17 protein-coding genes are annotated in these 16,636 nt (G+C 52.2%); 10 read left to right on the plus strand and 7 right to left on the minus strand.

What is annotated here, in order from left to right:
• Window positions 1-49: 49 nt before the first annotated feature.
• Window positions 50-880 carry a helix-turn-helix domain-containing protein gene (locus RT340_RS04440; RefSeq protein ID WP_313374399.1) on the minus strand — a complete coding sequence of 277 codons (831 nt, stop codon included), beginning with the start codon at window positions 878-880 and terminating at the stop codon, window positions 50-52.
• A gap of 231 nt (window positions 881-1,111) precedes the next feature.
• Here RT340_RS04440 and RT340_RS04445 point away from each other — a divergent pair, with 231 nt between their 5' ends.
• The 7 genes from RT340_RS04445 to RT340_RS04475 all read left to right on the plus strand — a co-directional run bounded on the left by RT340_RS04445 (window position 1,112) and on the right by RT340_RS04475 (window position 8,109).
• Window positions 1,112-2,251, plus strand: coding sequence for a tyramine oxidase subunit B (locus tag RT340_RS04445; RefSeq protein WP_160867586.1), 1,140 nt, complete (start codon window positions 1,112-1,114; stop codon window positions 2,249-2,251).
• 25 nt (window positions 2,252-2,276) lie between these two features.
• Entirely contained in the window at window positions 2,277-2,699 is a 423-nt protein-coding gene (locus RT340_RS04450) for a RidA family protein (RefSeq protein WP_313374402.1), read from the plus strand.
• A 16-nt stretch (window positions 2,700-2,715) separates the two neighbouring features.
• Window positions 2,716-4,011, plus strand: coding sequence for an FAD-binding oxidoreductase (locus RT340_RS04455; protein ID WP_313374404.1), 1,296 nt, complete (start codon window positions 2,716-2,718; stop codon window positions 4,009-4,011).
• A gap of 147 nt (window positions 4,012-4,158) precedes the next feature.
• A complete protein-coding gene (gene leuC, locus RT340_RS04460; protein WP_313374406.1) occupies window positions 4,159-5,580 on the plus strand; it encodes a 3-isopropylmalate dehydratase large subunit in 1,422 nt (473 codons plus the stop codon).
• Between the two features lies 1 nt (window position 5,581).
• Window positions 5,582-6,208, plus strand: coding sequence for a 3-isopropylmalate dehydratase small subunit (leuD, locus tag RT340_RS04465; protein WP_313374408.1), 627 nt, complete (start codon window positions 5,582-5,584; stop codon window positions 6,206-6,208).
• Entirely contained in the window at window positions 6,205-7,119 is a 915-nt protein-coding gene (locus tag RT340_RS04470; RefSeq protein ID WP_313374410.1) for an alpha/beta hydrolase, read from the plus strand. Before leuD ends, RT340_RS04470 begins: the two co-directional genes overlap by 4 nt.
• Before the next feature lie 30 nt (window positions 7,120-7,149).
• Window positions 7,150-8,109, plus strand: coding sequence for a LysR substrate-binding domain-containing protein (locus RT340_RS04475; RefSeq protein ID WP_211728946.1), 960 nt, complete (start codon window positions 7,150-7,152; stop codon window positions 8,107-8,109).
• Window positions 8,110-8,134: 25 nt separating this feature from the next.
• Here RT340_RS04475 and RT340_RS04480 read toward each other — a convergent pair whose 3' ends face one another.
• Both RT340_RS04480 and kup read right to left on the minus strand, forming a co-directional pair.
• Window positions 8,135-8,440 carry a DUF1471 domain-containing protein gene (locus RT340_RS04480; protein ID WP_313374413.1) on the minus strand — a complete coding sequence of 102 codons (306 nt, stop codon included), beginning with the start codon at window positions 8,438-8,440 and terminating at the stop codon, window positions 8,135-8,137.
• Between the two features lie 279 nt (window positions 8,441-8,719).
• The gene (gene kup, locus RT340_RS04485; RefSeq protein WP_313374415.1) at window positions 8,720-10,588 is read right to left on the minus strand and encodes a low affinity potassium transporter Kup; all 1,869 of its coding nucleotides are present in this window, start codon (window positions 10,586-10,588) and stop codon (window positions 8,720-8,722) included.
• Between the two features lie 355 nt (window positions 10,589-10,943).
• On the opposite strand from kup, the gene RT340_RS04490 reads away from it, so the two are divergent.
• Window positions 10,944-12,053: an SDR family oxidoreductase gene (locus RT340_RS04490; RefSeq protein ID WP_313374417.1), complete on the plus strand. Its 1,110-nt coding sequence runs from the start codon at window positions 10,944-10,946 to the stop codon at window positions 12,051-12,053.
• Window positions 12,054-12,098: 45 nt separating this feature from the next.
• Here RT340_RS04490 and RT340_RS04495 read toward each other — a convergent pair whose 3' ends face one another.
• Window positions 12,099-12,899 (minus strand): MetQ/NlpA family ABC transporter substrate-binding protein, encoded by an 801-nt coding sequence (locus RT340_RS04495; RefSeq protein WP_160833866.1) that lies wholly within the window; start codon window positions 12,897-12,899, stop codon window positions 12,099-12,101.
• A gap of 429 nt (window positions 12,900-13,328) precedes the next feature.
• Here RT340_RS04495 and RT340_RS04500 point away from each other — a divergent pair, with 429 nt between their 5' ends.
• Window positions 13,329-13,508, plus strand: coding sequence for a hypothetical protein (locus RT340_RS04500; protein WP_313374420.1), 180 nt, complete (start codon window positions 13,329-13,331; stop codon window positions 13,506-13,508).
• A 19-nt stretch (window positions 13,509-13,527) separates the two neighbouring features.
• On the opposite strand, the gene RT340_RS04505 is transcribed toward RT340_RS04500, so the two are convergent.
• Window positions 13,528-14,100: a TetR/AcrR family transcriptional regulator gene (locus RT340_RS04505; RefSeq protein ID WP_313374422.1), complete on the minus strand. Its 573-nt coding sequence runs from the start codon at window positions 14,098-14,100 to the stop codon at window positions 13,528-13,530.
• Between the two features lie 90 nt (window positions 14,101-14,190).
• Between RT340_RS04505 and RT340_RS04510 the strand changes: the two genes are divergently transcribed.
• Entirely contained in the window at window positions 14,191-15,087 is an 897-nt protein-coding gene (locus tag RT340_RS04510; protein WP_097119168.1) for an ABC transporter six-transmembrane domain-containing protein, read from the plus strand.
• On the opposite strand, the gene RT340_RS04515 is transcribed toward RT340_RS04510, so the two are convergent.
• Together RT340_RS04515 and RT340_RS04520 are read right to left on the minus strand one after the other, a co-directional pair.
• Window positions 15,088-15,876, minus strand: coding sequence for an MBL fold metallo-hydrolase (locus RT340_RS04515; protein WP_313374425.1), 789 nt, complete (start codon window positions 15,874-15,876; stop codon window positions 15,088-15,090). It abuts the gene before it with no gap.
• 170 nt (window positions 15,877-16,046) lie between these two features.
• On the minus strand, window positions 16,047-16,379 hold the full coding sequence (locus RT340_RS04520) for a gamma-glutamylcyclotransferase family protein (RefSeq protein ID WP_034823962.1): 333 nt from the start codon (window positions 16,377-16,379) through the stop codon (window positions 16,047-16,049).
• Window positions 16,380-16,636: the final 257 nt, after the last annotated feature.

The raw sequence follows: 16,636 nt of genomic DNA on the forward strand, positions 1-16,636 counted from the left end.
TAGAAAAAATCGGACAGCGTCACAGTGCAACGCTGCACCCTTTTAGTGCTCAGTGGAAACGCAAACGATGGAAATAGGCATCATGCGAAATACGCCGCTGATAATCACAGGGCGTGGTGCTGACAAACTTTTTAAACTCGCGCAGGAAGTGCGACTGATCGCTAAATCCAAGATCAAAGGCCAGATCGCTAAACGATACTTCCTGCTGTAAGTGAATGCTGCCCAGCGCCGACTGGCAGCGCAAAATGCGGCTAAAAGCCTTGGGTGACATCCCGGTATCCTGGCGAAACTGGCGCTGGATAGTGCGGCAGGTGTAGCCGGTCAGCGCTTCCAGTTGATCAATGCGAATGTTGCCTTTCTGCTGGCGCATGGTGTGGATGATCAAGGATGTGACGGCGGAAGCTTTGCGCACCAGGCGCGGCGTGAAACTGGCGTTGAACAAAGCAATCTGCCGCGAAAAATCGCGCGTCTGCACGATCTGTTCAAAGGCTAACCGTGCATCCGGCACCACATCGAGGAAATTAAACTCACGATCGGGAATCTCTTCTGCCATCACATCGAGGAAATCAGGAATGATGCCCGGTGCGAAGCGCACACCAAAATAGTGGTGGTTATGCTGCATATCGGCACCGCGCGCTTCCAGCGTGGTGCCACACACGCGTGCTGCTGGCCGCTGCGCATCGCAATCAAACACGATATCCACGCAGCCGTCGGGAATCGCCAGCGTCATGCTGGCACTCTGCGCCACATCAAAACTGTAGAAATGGGAAATAGCCGGGTTGTCTGACGCAATCAGCGAATAATGCTGCGCGGCGTTCAGCACAAACCATGGCTGCTCGGGTTGAAATCCACTGTGGCGATGGAGAGGCAATTGTGTCATGGCGGGCTCCGCTGCGGGCTATTTACTGTCTGTGTGATGCAAGGGCTGTGCCACGCACGAATTTCGTCATGTCGCAAATATTCAATACAGCTCGACAACCGACGCGCTATTTCTATTTCACCCAGCGAAGACCATCGACACCTAAGACGGTTTTAGCCAGTGAAATCGCTAGTTATGGCAGCGCTCGCCACGGCGGGAAATAGACCAAAAGACTGATTGATGAGGCGACTTATGAGTGATTCAACCCGGATTGATTTTATTTACCTGTCGGAGCAAGACATGATTCGTGCGGGCGTGACCGATATGGCCGCCTGTGTCGATACCATGGAAGAGATGTTTGGCCTGTTGTATCACGGCGACTATCGCATGGCCGGATCCAACAATGATTCACACGGCGCGATGGTGACCTTCCCGGAAAATTCGCCGTTCCCGACGATGCCAAAACCCACTGCCGATCGCCGCATGATGGCGATGCCTGCCTACCTTGGCGGCAATTTCGGCACGGCTGGGGTCAAGTGGTATGGCTCCAACATCGCCAACCGTGAGAAAGGGCTGCCGCGCTCGATTCTGATGTTCACCCTCAATGATGCGGATACCGGCGCGCCGCTGGCGCATATGTCAGCCAATCTGCTGTCGGCGTATCGCACCGGGGCGGTGCCGGGCGTCGGCGCACGTCATCTGGCGCGAAAGGATTCTCGCGTGATCGGTTTGCTAGGACCGGGCGTGATGGGAAAAACCGCTGTTGCGGCATTTATTGCTGTTTGCCCACACATCGACACCATCAAAGTCAAAGGACGCGGCCAGCGCAGCCTCGATAACTTCATTACCTGGGTGCAGGAGACCTATCCACAAATTAAGCAGATAGAAATTGTCGACTCACTGGAAGCGGTAGTGCGCGATAGTGACATTGTCACTTATTGCAGCTCAGGTGAAGTCGGTGATCCCGCCACTTATCCGCTGGTGAAACGTGAATGGGTGAAAGCTGGCGCGTTCCTCGCCATGCCTGCGCTGTGCAATATCGATGAAGGAATGGAGCAGTCGGATGTGCGTAAGGTGCTGGATAACACCGGACTCTATCATGCCTGGTTTGATGAAGTTCCCAAGCCTGCGCATCGCTGCGTGCCGATTATCGGTGTGCGCTTTATGGATATGGTCGCTGAAGGGCAGCTGCAGGCGGAGCAGCTGGAAGATATCGGCAAGATCGTCGCCGGCGAGGCGCCAGGCCGCCAAAACGATAGCGAGATCATCATCATGTCTGTCGGTGGTATGCCGGTGGAAGATGTGGCCTGGGGCACGGTGCTGTATCGCAATGCGCTGGAAAAAGGCATTGGCATCAAACTCAACCTGTGGGAATCACCGGTTTTAAGCTAATCCACTGATTAACAGAGAAAACATCATGACCAATATCATTAAAGTGAAAACCGGTTCGAAATTTGAAGAGCAGGCGAGTTATTCGCGCATCGTGGCCGTGGATAACTGGATTTATGTCTCCAACACCGCCGGTCGCAACCCACAAACCAAAGAAATTCCCGAAGACCTGCGCGAGCAGACTTTGCAGGTGTTTGCCAATATCGAAGCCGCACTGGCAGCCATCGATGCCTCATTACAGGATGTGGTGTGCTCGCGCGTGTTTATTCAGGATCCGGCGGATGTACCTGCAGTGATGGCGATCATTGGTGAGAAGTTCCGCGGAATTAATCCCGCCTCGACAGTGACTTGCCCGCCGCTGGGATTGACCGTTTATAAAGTTGAACTGGAAGTTACGGCCTATCGCGGGGCCGGTAACGCTCAGGTTCAGGAAATTACCGTAGACCTGTAAGGGTGGGAGACGCGCTATGGCACCTGTTATTTCTCCGGTTACGCCTTCGCCAACGTTGCCGGATGCCACCACGGTGGTCGTTATTGGCGGTGGGATTGTAGGGTTGACCGCCGCACTGACGCTGGCGGAGCGCAATATTCCCGTCGTGGTGTTGGAAAAGGGGCGGATTGCGGGCGAACAGTCTTCCCGCAATCTCGGCTGGATCCGTAAAACCAGCCGTGCGCTGGAGGATATCCCGCTGGCGCAGGCCGCTGACCGCTTGTGGGCGGGGATGGCCGCGCGGGTTGGCAGTGACGTGGGATATCGTCAGGCTGGCATTATGTTTGTGGCACGCAACGAGCAGCAGATGTCACTGCATGAAAAATGGTTAAGCGGGGTTAGTGCCGCTGGCCTGGATACGCGCTTGCTCAGCCACGCACAAATTGCAGCACAAGTGCCAGGCGGTGCGGAGAAATGGGCAGGCGGGATTTACACTGCTTCCGACGGGCGAGCCGAACCCACGCTGGCGGCCAGCGCGATGGCGAATGCCGCCATCGCCAGGGGGGCGATTATCATGGATCACTGTGCGGTGCGTGGCCTGGTCACCAGCAACGGCAAGGTCAGTGGTGTGATGACCGAACGCGGTGAGATTCGTTGTGACCAGGTGTTGCTGGCGGCAGGTGCCTGGTCGCGTCGTTTCCTTGGCAATCACGGTATTAATCTGCCGACGCTGCCGCTGATTTGTTCGGTGATGCGTACCAAACCGCTGGAAGGACCGGCCAATATAGCGGTGGGCGCTCCTGACTTCTCATTCCGAAAACACCAGGACGGTGGCTTTATCATCACTCAACGCGGTGCGCTGGATGCGCCAATAACGCTTGATCATCTATTGATCGGCACACGTTATATGCCTCAGCTACGGCAGGCGCGTGACAACCTGCGGATTTCGCTGGGCAAATACTTTGTGAAGGATCTTGCACTGGCACGTCGCTGGCGCAACGATCGGCGTTCACCCTTTGAGCAGGTCCGCACGCTGGACCCTCTTGCCAATCCGGCACTGAACCAGGAAGCGATGCGCAACCTTCGCGCGGCGTGGCCGGTGTTCCAGCAGGCGGAGATGGCGGAGTCATGGGCTGGCGTGATAGATGTTACCCCGGATTCGAACCCGGTGATTGGCCCAGTGGCTTCGATACCTGGGCTAACTTTGGCGACGGGCTTTTCAGGGCATGGTTTCGGGACATCACCCGCAGCCGGGCAGTTAGCCGCAGATTTGGTGACCGGGCATACGCCGATTATCGATCCCGCACCTTATCGCTTCGAACGCTTGCAGTAGCATCATACTTCTATCGGCGGCTGTGAGGTCGCCCATTAAACACACTTCATAAACCATCACTTCACGTACTGTGTTCATAGTCTTAACCACAACTGTATTACCCTAGAGTCTCTAATGACTTGTTGATACTTTTATGTGGGCAATCGCATGGCTAACAAAACACTGTATGAAAAACTGATCGATCAGCATGTGGTACGTCAGTTAGACGATGAAGGGCATGTGTTGCTCTATATTGATCGATCAATACTCAACGAATACACCAGCCCGCAGGCCTTTAGCGGGCTGCGTGAACATCATCGCCCGGTACGTCGTCCGGCGACTATCTTACTCAATGTCGATCACGTAAATCCCACGCGTCCTGAGCGTGACGATGCGATGACCGATGCCGGCGGGCAGCTGCAGGTGGATTATTTCCGTCAAAATGCCGCCCACTTTGGCATCGAATTGTTTGATGTCATGGACCCGCTCCAGGGCATCGAGCATGTGGTTGCGCATGAGCAGGGACTGGTCATGCCCGGCATGGTGATTTCCGCCGGTGATAGCCACACCACCACCTATGGCGCATTTGGCGCGTTGGGTTTCGGCATCGGAACATCAGAAATTGAACATCTTCTCGCCACGCAAACCCTGATTTATCGCACGCTGAAAACCATGCGCGTCACGGTAACGGGAGAGCTGCCTTATGGCTGTTCGGCTAAAGACATCATTCTGGCGTTGATTGAAGATATTGGCGCCTCAGGGGCAACCGGTTATGCCATCGAGTTTGACGGCCCGGCGATTGACGCGCTGAGTATGGAAGGGCGCATGACGCTGTGCAATATGGCTGTCGAGGCCGGTGCACGCGGAGCGATTATTGCGCCAGATGAGAAGGTATTCGCCTACATCCAGGGCAAACCGCAAATGCCAACGGGTGCATTGTGGGAGCAGGCAAAGGCCGAATGGATGACTTTGCGCAGTGATGACGGGGCCAAATTCGACCGTGCGATTGAGCTGGATTGCAGCGACCTTGAACCTAAAGTGACTTGGGGCATCAGCCCGGATCAGACCTGTGCTATTGGCGGCTTTGTACCTGATCCGCAATACGAACCCGATTTGATTAAACAGCAGGCAATACAAGCCGCACTGAAATATATGGGGCTGGAACCTGGCATGCGCCTGTCTGACATCGCCATCACCCATGCGTTTATTGGCTCCTGTACCAACGGCAGAATCGAAGATTTGCGCGCTGCAGCAGCGGTGATTGGCGAGCGCAAAATCGCCCGACACGTGCGCGGGATCATCGTGCCAGGCTCCACACAGGTGCGTCAGCAAGCAGAGGCTGAAGGCTTAGCCGACATTTTTATCAATGCAGGTTTTGAGTGGCGGCAGTCGGGGTGCTCAATGTGCCTGGCAATGAATGAAGATGTCCTGGAACCCGGCGATCGCTGTGCTTCAGGAACCAACCGCAATTTTGCGGGCCGCCAGGGTGCAGGAGCACGAACCCATTTAATGAGCCCGGCGATGGTCGCCGCCGCTGCGGTGGCCGGTCATCTGGTCGATGTACGCAACTTCACGACAGCAGAGGTTTAATATGGACGCTTTTCACAGCATCACCGGACGCATTGCCCATTTACCGGCGGCCAACATTGATACGGATGTGATCATGCCAAAGCAGTTTCTGAAAGGCATCGATCGCCAGGGTTTGGATCGGGGCGTGTTCTTTGACCTGCGATTTTTGCCCGACGGCAGTGCGAATCCCGCGTTTATCCTCAACCAGCCTGCCGGAAAGAACGCGGCATTCTTGCTGGTAGGACCCAACTTTGGCTGTGGTTCCAGTCGCGAACATGCGGTGTGGGGACTCAATCAGCTGGGCATTCGCGCCATCATCGGCACCAGTTTTGCCGGCATCTTTGACGATAACTGCCAGCGCAACGGCGTATTGACGCTAACGCTAAGTGAGGAGGCGTATCAGCAGCTCAGCGCTGCTACCGCTGATGCAGTACACAACCAGATTACGGTTTCTCTGGAAGATAAGACCCTCACCTTCAATCAGCAGGTGTTGCATTTTGAGGTCAGCGCGCTCAAACGTGAGATGTTAATGGGTGGCGGCAGCGCGGTAGACTGGACGCTCCAATACGAGACTGACATTACGCAGTTTGAACATCGGCACTTTGCTCAGCGCCCCTGGCTGCAGCGGGTTAAAGGACCAACAGCATGAGTGACATCAAGGGTTGCGGCGCATCGCCGTTTATCGACGGATTTGCCTTGAAAGCGGTCACGCTGGACAACGGTATCACACTACGCGTGGCAATCGGGGGCGAAGGACCGCCGTTGCTGATGCTGCACGGGCATCCACAAAATCATCTGGCGTGGCGTAAAATCGCTCCGCAGTTGGCGCAAAAATACCAGGTGATCCTGCCTGATCTGCGCGGCTACGGCGACAGCGACAAACCCGCCAGCGACGAACGCCATCTGGCCTATTCAAAACGCGCCATGGCTGAAGATATCAGCCAGTTGATTGACGCACTGGGTCTTTCGCGTGTCGCGTTTGTCGGACACGATCGCGGTGCCCGGGTTGGACATCGTCTGGCGCTTGACCATCCGGAGAAAGTGGCTTGCGGCACTTTCGTCGATATCGCCCCGACTGCCACCATGTATGCGCAGACCGATAAGGCGTTTGCTACGCGCTATTTTTGGTGGTTCTTTCTGATCCAGCCTTACCCACTGCCGGAGACGATGATCGGCCACAATCCGGCCTTCTTCCTGCGAAAACATATTGACGGTCAGCTCAAGACAGCGGGGGCGACTTCAGAAGCGGTATTCAATGATTATTTGCGCTGCTATCAGCAGCCCGAGATGATCCACGCCGTCTGCGAAGATTACCGCGCGGCCGCCACGATGGATTTAGAGCACGATGCAGAGGACAGCGACAAACGCATCGTTTGTCCGCTTCAATTGCTGTGGGGGGAAAAGGGCACGGTCGGTCAGCTATACGATGTGGTTGAAACCTGGCAGGAGAAGGCCATCAATGTGCAGGGCAAGGCACTGCCTTGTGGGCATTCCCCACAGGAAGAAGTCCCGGCGGTATTTTTAGCACAGCTTCAGGGCTTTCTCGATTCTGTGTTATAACCGCTCGATGTTGGCTAACTGCGTAATAGTATGAAGCTCTTGCTTGCCGGGAAAAACGTTCAGAAACCGCTACAGGGCTGGCCCTCTGTCGAAGACCTCTATGTGTTTATCAGCGTGGCGCGTCATGGTGGTTTTGGTCGCGCTGCCGTGGAGCTGGGCCAGTCTCCATCGTATATCAGCAAACGTATCGCCATTCTTGAGAAACAGCTCGACACCCGGCTTTTCTTCCGCACCAATCGGGTGATGCGCCTGACGCCAGAAGGTGAGAAAGCGCTGGAGGGGGCGCTGCAAGTGGTGCAGGAAATGGATGCGTTTCTGAATAATTTTCAGCAGTGGCGCGGTGAATTAACCGGTGAGTTGACCGTTGGCTGTTCGCTGGGATTTGGTCAGACGTATTTATCTGATGCCATTTCAGCCTTTATTTCTCAGCATTCATCTTTAAATATCAAACTCATTTTAAGCGATCGTGAGATTGATTTGATGCAATCCGGCACCGATGTGGATATACAGGTTGGCGATAATCTGAATCACTCTTACATCGCGCGTAAACTGGCCGTTAATCGGCGTATTCTTTGCGCATCCCCTGAATATTTAGCGCGCGCTGGGGCGGTCAATTCGCTGGATGAATTAATTGACCACAGCTGTCTTATCATCAACGAAAAGAACAATTCATTCGGCAATTGGGCGCTGACTGACGGTAAGCAACAGGTATTGTGCCGCCTTAATAGCCATTATTCGTCAAACAGTGGCAAGGTCATTTTAAACTGGGCGTTGAAGTCACACGGGATTGCGCTCCGCTCGGCATGGGATGTGGTGCCTTTTCTCAGCACTGGCGAATTGGTCCATGTTTTACCGCAGTGGTATCAGCAGGCGAATATCTGGGCGGTGTATACGCAACGGACATCGGAATCGCCGCGCATGAAAGTGTTTATTGATTTTCTCGCCGAATACTTTGCAGATAAAAGCCTGTCACAAGAGTGGCAGGCTTAAATGCAACAGCGAAGGGGGGTTAACATTAGCCGTACTCCACTTTGCTATTGATATGGTACAGGGTTGCGGTAGCCGCCATTACATGCTGACCATCGTGGCCCGGCTCATGGGATTCAACATCAGTGATGTGATAACCCACGGCCCCTGCAGCGAGCGTTTTTTTCACAATCGCATCAGTCAGTTCTTCCATCGAAGTGGCCCAGCTCACGGAAGTAAAGCCCACAGGATGAATCGATGATAATTCACGATGGGTCAAATCCGCACGGACTAAAACGGGTTTAACATTTTGCGGTGTGAAAATAGAGATAACGTCATTAATAAGTTCTTTCATGGTCTTACTCCTCAAAATAACTGCTGAGCCGATTTCGAAGCTATGCATTTTATTGTTGATGGTGATTTTATACATTCCGACAGTTGCGCACGGCAGGTAATGAGTGCCGGTAGGCTTAATAAACACCTTTTGAGGTTATGCGTTTTAGCTTTAATTGCTAATTAGTTGTTAAGAAAAGTTCAGCCACAACTCCGTTAAACTTTCGGGAATATTCTTTCATCTGGTTACATTTGTGGCAGGGCAATAAGTTGAATGGGGCGTCATGCACGCCCCATTTTGTTAAAACTCGCGTTGTCCACCCAGTTCGATAACGCGATTGGGTGGAATATTAAATTGCTCATGCGCACGCAGCGCATTGCGTTGGCAGAAGTGAAAGATGCCGCCTTTTATTCTTGCCAGTCCGCGGCGTTTTTTCATCACCAGGGTGTCGTGTGAGGTAAAGAAAGACGCTTCATTCAGCGTGCAGCCAAAACCTTCCAGTCCGCACAGGTGTAAAACCTCCGCCATTGAAGGGACTTCTCGCCAGCCGTATGCCGCGGTTACCTGCCAAAAGGACGGCGAAAGTTGGGTGATGGTGATGCGCTTCTGATTGTGCACGCGTGGCGTATCTGTCGTGCGGATGTTCAGCAACACCACGCGCTTATGCAGCACCCGGTTATGCTTGAGGTTATGCAGCAGCGCCTGTGGAATCTCAAACTCTTTACGCGCCAGGAAGATGGCAGTACCCGGTACACGACTGGGCGGATTGGTTTCCAGTGATTTCACCAGCGCCTGCAGGCTTTCCGGATCGTTGTTCAATTTTTTGATTAACCGATTACGCTCGGTGCTCCAGATCAGCATCAACCCCATCATGGTCAGCGCCATCAGTACCGGAACCCAACCACCTGACAGCAGTTTCATCAGGTTCGCCGCAAACAGCGGCACGTCAATGCTCAGCATACATAGCAGGAAAATCCCCGCCAGCGGCAGTGGCCATTTCCAGTTACGCAGCGCCACCACGCCGTCCAGACAGGCGGTGATCACCATGGTGCCGGTCACCACGATACCGTAAGCGGAGGAGAGGGCCGAGGACTGACGGAATGCCAGCACAATCACCGTTACCGCAACAAACAGCAGCCAGTTCACCACGGGAATGTAGATTTGGCCAGATTCAGTATGCGAGGTGAACACAATACGCATGGGTGGCAGAAACCCCTGACGAATCGCTTGATGCGTCAGGGTGTAAACGCCGGTAATCACCGACTGGGCTGCGATCACCGTGGCGAGCGTTGACAGCACTATCAGGGGAATTTGCCCCCAGCCCGGCGCGAGGTTGAAGAACGGGTTATTGATCGTCTTCGCATCCGCAATCACCAGTGCACCCTGGCCAAAGTAATTGAGCACCAGGGCAGGCATGGCAATCACCAGCCACGCCAGGCGGATCGGCGCTTTGCCGAGATGTCCCATATCCGCATACAGCGCCTCGGCACCGGTAACGGCCAGTACCACCATACCCATCGCGGCAAAGGCGAGCGCTTCATGAGTCAGCAAAAAGGTCAGCGCGTAGCTGGGATTCAGAGCCTGCAAGACCGTGGGGTTGAGCGCAATCCCGCGAATACCCAGTAAACCAATCGAGACGAACCAAACAAACATCACCGGCCCAAATACTTTACTGACTTTTTCCGTACCGTGTTTCTGGATGAAGAACAACAGCGTGAGTATGAGTACCGCCAGTGGGACCACGTATTTGTCGAGTTGGGGTGATACCACCTCAATCCCTTCAATGGCGGAGAGCACCGAAATCGCCGGCGTGATGATGCCATCACCGTAAAAGAAGGCGCCACCCGTCAAACCGGCCAGAATAATGATGTGACCAATCTTCGGACCGACGTTACGACGCGCCAGTGACATCAGCGTTAAAATACCGCCTTCACCATCATGGTCGGCACGCATGACAAAGCAGACATATTTCAGGGTAACGATCAGGGTTAACGCCCAGAAAATCAGTGACAGAAAACCCATCACGGCAGTGGTTGAGATTGATCCATCCGGTAAGATCGACAGGCACTCTTTCAGGGTGTAAAGCGGGCTGGTACCGATATCACCAAACACGATCCCTGCGGCGGCCAACATGCCAGCAGGCAGAGACTGTTTCTCGGTCTGACTCATATATTTCCTGTTTCTTATCAGCGTGGAACGGCGATGGCTGTGTCTATGACGGCGAACATACCTGTTTACCCGAACGGTTAATAGCGGGTGGTGGTTTTGTGACCTGCATTTTTACGCCTGGCAGCGAAATTTTTACGACATTTTTATATCGCGGCGGTTTTTTAATCTCAGAATAGACGAACGGTGAGAAATAAAATGACGGATGGTTATCAGAGATAAACGAAAGCTAACTGGACCGCTTTTTCCCTCACCTTGTGCAGATCGCATTTATCCGCCATTTATCTGCGCTGGCATACATTCGAAGCCACGCTCAATGGACCGTTTTCGTCCAGAAACCAACTGATAGCTGAATACTATGAATACGATTTTAATTACTGGCGCAACCGGATTTTTAGGCGGAGCAGTAACGGTTAACTTATTGAAGAAAAGCGAGAATAATCGACTGTTACTGCTGGTGCGCGGTGATTCACCCACCGAAGGACTGAGTCGGTTGCAATCCAATCTGGCTAAATTTGGCGTGGCACAAAATCTGTTGGATACACTGACCACAGATAACATTCTTATTGGCGATCTCGCGGAACCAGAGCGGTTTACTGCCGACCCGCGTCTGGATAGCGTTACACATGTGCTCAACTGTGCGGCTGTGGCTTCGTTTGGGGCGAATCCTTACATCTGGAAAGTTAACGTTGAAGGAACTTTCACCTTCGCCAGTCGTATGAATCAGGTCAGCGGACTTAAGCGCTTTATTCATGTCGGAACGGCAATGTCTTGTGCGCCGGAAGCTAACACCCTGGTGACCGAGAGCAAACTGAATACGCTGCGCGATCAGCACATTGTTGAGTACACCTGGAGTAAAGCCACGGTGGAAAAAATGATGAGCGAGATGTTACCCGAACTGCCGCTGGTTATTGCGCGTCCCTCTATTGTTGTGGGCCATTCCGATCATGGCTGCACGCCATCGCCGAGTATTTTCTGGGTGTTCCGCATGGCACTGACATTGGGTAAGTTTATGTGTGAGCTGGACGATCGTATTGATGTGGTGCCTGTGGATTATTGTGCAGATGCGCTGGAGCTGTTGTTGACCGCTGAAAACGTCGATAAAAGCATTATTCACATTTCGGCGGGGCTCAACAGCAGTGTCACCTTCGCGGAGATTGATAAAGCGATGGCGAAAGCCTCAGGCAATGTGCCCGTGGGCGAGAGTTATCAGAAAGTGAATTATCGCGAGCTGGCCGAAAGTAAGAAAAACTTCGCGTCGTTATTTGGGCCGTGCAATGAGCGGATTGTGTTGCGCGCCATGAATCTTTACGGCCATTTCTCCAAACTCAACGTGGTGTTCTGCAATGAGAAGTTGCTGGAGTTAGGCATGCCGCCCTCCTCGAAATTTACTGATTACCTGCACCGCTGCGTGACCTCGACACAGGATTCAACCATCGCTGAATTGATGGCAGTGGATTTTAAGTAATAAAAAGCCGCGCAACACGCCTGTTGCGCGGCTTTTAAGCGGCTATTACCAACCCTTGATAATGTCGCCTTTGTAAATCTCGTTAGCTTTATCCAGCACTTCCTGCGACTGGAAAGCCTCTTTTAGCTTCTGCACATTTGCGCTGTCTTTGTTATCTTCGCGCGCCACAATCGCATTCACATACGGCGACGCTTTGCCTTCCATAAACATGCCATCCTTCGACGCGGAGAGGTTAACCAGCGCGGCAAAGTTGTTATTGATGATGGAGATATACACCTGCGGATCGTCGAGAGTACGGGCCAGTTGCGGGGTATCCACTTCAACGATTTTAAGTTTCTTCGGATTATCCGTGATATCCAGCGTGGTTGGCAGCAAGCCCGCTTCGGGTTTCACTTTGATCAGTCCCTGAGCTTGCAACAGCAACAGGCTGCGACCGAGAGTGGTTGCTTCGTTAGAGATGGTGATGGTCGCGCCATCTGGCAGTGCATCGAGCGCTTTGATCTTGCGGGAATAGCCGGCAATCGGGAACACAAACGTGTTGGTGACCACGGCGAACTTATAGCCACGCTCTTTCGACTGCATCTCCAGATAAGGCAGGCTCTGGAAGGCGTTGGCATCGACATCTTTATTGAACAGGGCTTCGTTCGGTTGTACATAATCGTTAAATGCCACCACATCGACATCCAGATGATATTTATCATGAGCGACCTGTTTAACGGTCTGCCAGAGCGCTTCGTCAGGACCGGTGTTAATGGCGACTTTGATGGCATTGTCTTTGTTGTTGTCGCAGGCGCTCAGCAGTGAAACTGCAGCGGCGAGAAGGGTGGTAACGAGTAATTTGTTCATAGTACGAGTCCCTGAGTAACGTAGGAGACGGACTATAATATACGTCTGGACGTCTGTACATCCATGAACGGTGCGTTCGCCTTAAATTTGCTCAGTGCAATTAATCGCCTATACATAGCAAAAAGTAATTAATATCGGTGAATGACATTGCGCATTGCTGATATATCCATCATGAAACCATTTAGAAATTTCACAGCTTTTCGTTATGCCTGGGGTGTAGATTGCACTTTCTGAAGCTGAGATCGATCTCATTTATCAGAGAATCTGCGGGTTTTTCGCAGGTGGGTAGTCACTCGTCATCGGATTTTCTGCAGATTGTAATATTAATATAACTGCATTGTGCATCAAGAGACTTACAAGATAATCTGTTGAAGCAGATTATCTTGTTATAGATCGGGAGAAGGTGATGGAGTCTGTAAAGCGTTGGATATGGAGCAGTTAAACTCGTTTCTGAGTAGCGGTAAACACCCTTCAGTTATTATTGGCTTCAATTTATCCAGTGATGCGTTTTTCAATATGGCAGCATACTGGCGTGAACGCGGCGTCACGATTGAGAAACACGATAACTATTTTGTCGCCAAATCGGACAGTTCAGTGACCACGTCCTGAATCGAAAAATTTCTATTATTCAAAGCGCGAGTTTAATAAAGGCATGCAGATCGCTGATTGCCTGTTCCCGCGCTTCAGCTTCCTGCACCACAATGAGTAAATCCGCATAGCCGTTCAGCATAGCACTGAGCTGACGCGCTACCTGTTCTGCATCAGCCTGACGAAAAACACCTGCATTTATCCCATCACGTATGATGTCGGTCATCAGTGCATGCCACTGCTTTGTTACCTGAGTGGCCAGTTCGGCATAGTCGACTTCCGTAGTGGCTTTTCGCCAAAGTGAGCTGTAAAGCTGCCATACCGCATCCGGTTCCAGCGGCAGATAATCGGCAATAAAGGCTTCCAGTCTTTCATGGAAGGGCAGCATTCCAATTTGCTGCGTAAATTCCTGAAGATCTTTTTGTACGAAGCGCGCGCACGCCTCCAGACTCAATGACGCCCAGCCTGAAAAGTAGTGATAAATGTGGCTACGGGATAACCCCAACTGTGTCGTCAGTTCGCGGGTTTTCACATTCTCTAAACCTTTTTCGATGAACAGTGCCACCGCTGTATCCAGAATCTTTTCACGCAATTCTGCTGTTGTCTCTTTCATCACCACCGCCGTTGACTTTGAGCAAGTGCTCAAATACACTTTTGCCATTTTTGAGCAACCGCTCAAAAGTGGCAATTTGAACGTAATCTAATGCAAATCATACCTGAAAATATATCAAGCGGGGCCTCACGCAGCGCCCTTAATACACTGAAAGTGCTGGCGAAACGTAATAAGAAAAAATTACTGCTAACCATGATGCTGGTGATCGCTGAAAATGTGGTTTACCTGCTTTACCCGTTGCTGGCGGGTTTCGCGATCAACGCCATCATGCATGGCAACGCACTTCACGGCCTGTTTTATGCCGGTTTAGTGATGATTATGTGGTTGATTGGCGCAGCGCGCCGCACCATGGACACCCGCACTTTTGCACGCATTTATGCCGGTCTGGCAGTGCCCGTGATCCTCGCTCAGCGTGAAGAGGCGCACAGCCATTCCGCCATTGCGGCAAGGGTGACGCTTTCACGCCAGTTTGTGGATTTTTTTGAAACGCATCTTCCGATGTTGATCACCTCCGCGGCCTCGATGTGTGGTGCCGTGGTGATGTTACTCACCATTGAACCCTGGGCCGGATTGGCGTGTTTAACGGTTTTGCTGCTGTTTGCCGGATTCTTGCCGGGCTACACACGAAAAAATGAATCGCTTATCGGGCGGATGAATGATCGACTGGAGCGGGAAGTGGGTTTTGTCAGTACCGCAGGCGAACAGAAGCTTAATCGCCATTATCACTTTCTGGCGCAAGTGCGGATTCGCTTGTCTGACCGCGAAGCGATTGGCTATTTGTCAATTGGTATTGCCTCCGCACTGCTGTTTGGCATCACGATCAGCGTGATGGCGTTAAAAGGCGGTATGAGCGCAGGCCATATTTATTCGGTCATGACCTATTTATGGATGTTTGCCATGAGCCTTGATGATGGCCCGTCCTTGCTGGAAAAGTATTCTCAGCTGAAAGAAATCGGTAAACGGGTGAATACCGGGCTGGCAGGTTAATTATTGCAGGCAGCGGATATAACGTTCAGCTGCCTGTCTGACAATGGATTGTGCCTGCTGTGTCATTTCCCGACCGGCAAAAGCGCCATAAATCTGCGAGAAGGTGACCTTATCCAGTCGGTGAATGAGCGTATTCACCGTAGCAGCAGAAAGCGGCAACATGTTGGGATAGCTCCACATAAATGACACGGAATTTGCACCGGGTGTCACTTGCACAACATCACCACTCAACAGCACGCCATCATGTTGCGACCAGTGCAGTACACAGCCTCCTTTAAAATGCCCACCCAGGCGTAATATCGTGACATCGGGCAGTAAATCCAATTCGTCACCTTGCCAGAGATGAATATGCGAGCTCTGGCGCATAATCCATTCCCGATCATCCTCATGCAAATAGATGGGTGCATTAAATGCCGCAGCCCAGTCTTGCATGGTGCTGTAGTAATGGGGATGAGAAATGGCAATGGCATCAATACCGCCGAGTGCGTGTATCAATGATTCCGTGGCGTCATCCAGATTCGCAATGCAGTCCCAGAGAATATTCCCCTGCGCGCTTTGCAGTAAAAAAGCACGTTGGTTGATGGCGAAACTCGGGACAGTTTGCAGGCTGAATAATCCCTTTAGATGCTGCTGCCATTTATTTTGATGTGTGGCACGCAGAGCCGAGAATGCCAGCCATTGCTGCCCTTTGACAGGCACAAACTGCCGCTCGTCTTCGCAAATTTTGCAATGTGAGATGCCTGGATCATCTTCATAAGAAGTACTGCAGGCGGTGCAGAGTTTGCTCATCTGAATGCTCCTTGATACGGTTTGCATTCATTCTAGCCTGGCTTATTAAGTGCGAGCGTGCTGCAACCCATACCGCAGAGAATACCTATGCCGCAGAAGCCAGATGTATTCTCATTTCGCAAGGTATCGTGGGCGTTGCGCTTGCTTAGGCTGGAAAAGAGCAGGGCAGATTAGGCCTGTGGCGGCTGTAACTGATAAATCCACGCTGTGATTTTCTCTCCTTCGAGGGTGGTGACTTCAACATCAACACGATCATAACCCTCCTCGAACTCATCCAGCATTGTCCAGTGCGCGGTCAGATGCTCTGAGAAGAAGAGTGAGCCTTTGACAAGGCCCGCATTGTTGTCCAGCACAATGCCGGGAAAATCCGCTGCCGCGCCCCAGCCGCGTTCATAGAAGATGCCGTTGACCGTTCCGGGCAGCCACTCTCCACCGATACTGTCCAGAATATGCGCATTTGAATGACCTGGTTGCAAGGTGCCGTATACAAATAAAGGTTTCATTTTCCCTCGAAAAATCAAACAAAAGAGTGACTTTAGCGCTCATGAAATGAAAAGTCATCTGAAGGTTGAATTTCATGACCAGACCGCCCGTTATGCCATATAGGGTTCACTAAAATACGGTATTGTGAGCCATCGTATCCGGTCAGGAAAAGATCAATGTTGAATTGTGCAGGCATCTCCCGCAGTGCCATCAAGGGTTATCCGCAATCCGCACAGTTCGATGGCAAGCGTTTCACCAATGCTGCTCCCCGGCAGCC

Source organism: Pantoea sp. CTOTU50773, from assembly GCF_032082325.1.
Lineage (GTDB): Bacteria > Pseudomonadota > Gammaproteobacteria > Enterobacterales > Enterobacteriaceae > Pantoea > Pantoea communis.

What these genes read in the sequence shown, in the direction of transcription:
- RT340_RS04440 (WP_313374399.1), bottom strand. Translation starts at nt 880, where the DNA reads ATGACACAATTGCCTCTCCATCGCCACAGTGGATTTCAACCCGAGCAG.
- RT340_RS04445 (WP_160867586.1), top strand. Translation starts at nt 1,112, where the DNA reads ATGAGTGATTCAACCCGGATTGATTTTATTTACCTGTCGGAGCAAGAC.
- RT340_RS04450 (WP_313374402.1), top strand. Translation starts at nt 2,277, where the DNA reads ATGACCAATATCATTAAAGTGAAAACCGGTTCGAAATTTGAAGAGCAG.
- RT340_RS04455 (WP_313374404.1), top strand. Translation starts at nt 2,716, where the DNA reads ATGGCACCTGTTATTTCTCCGGTTACGCCTTCGCCAACGTTGCCGGAT.
- leuC (WP_313374406.1), top strand. Translation starts at nt 4,159, where the DNA reads ATGGCTAACAAAACACTGTATGAAAAACTGATCGATCAGCATGTGGTA.
- leuD (WP_313374408.1), top strand. Translation starts at nt 5,582, where the DNA reads ATGGACGCTTTTCACAGCATCACCGGACGCATTGCCCATTTACCGGCG.
- RT340_RS04470 (WP_313374410.1), top strand. Translation starts at nt 6,205, where the DNA reads ATGAGTGACATCAAGGGTTGCGGCGCATCGCCGTTTATCGACGGATTT.
- RT340_RS04475 (WP_211728946.1), top strand. Translation starts at nt 7,150, where the DNA reads ATGAAGCTCTTGCTTGCCGGGAAAAACGTTCAGAAACCGCTACAGGGC.
- RT340_RS04480 (WP_313374413.1), bottom strand. Translation starts at nt 8,440, where the DNA reads ATGAAAGAACTTATTAATGACGTTATCTCTATTTTCACACCGCAAAAT.
- kup (WP_313374415.1), bottom strand. Translation starts at nt 10,588, where the DNA reads ATGAGTCAGACCGAGAAACAGTCTCTGCCTGCTGGCATGTTGGCCGCC.
- RT340_RS04490 (WP_313374417.1), top strand. Translation starts at nt 10,944, where the DNA reads ATGAATACGATTTTAATTACTGGCGCAACCGGATTTTTAGGCGGAGCA.
- RT340_RS04495 (WP_160833866.1), bottom strand. Translation starts at nt 12,899, where the DNA reads ATGAACAAATTACTCGTTACCACCCTTCTCGCCGCTGCAGTTTCACTG.
- RT340_RS04500 (WP_313374420.1), top strand. Translation starts at nt 13,329, where the DNA reads ATGGAGCAGTTAAACTCGTTTCTGAGTAGCGGTAAACACCCTTCAGTT.
- RT340_RS04505 (WP_313374422.1), bottom strand. Translation starts at nt 14,100, where the DNA reads ATGAAAGAGACAACAGCAGAATTGCGTGAAAAGATTCTGGATACAGCG.
- RT340_RS04510 (WP_097119168.1), top strand. Translation starts at nt 14,191, where the DNA reads ATGCAAATCATACCTGAAAATATATCAAGCGGGGCCTCACGCAGCGCC.
- RT340_RS04515 (WP_313374425.1), bottom strand. Translation starts at nt 15,876, where the DNA reads ATGAGCAAACTCTGCACCGCCTGCAGTACTTCTTATGAAGATGATCCA.
- RT340_RS04520 (WP_034823962.1), bottom strand. Translation starts at nt 16,379, where the DNA reads ATGAAACCTTTATTTGTATACGGCACCTTGCAACCAGGTCATTCAAAT.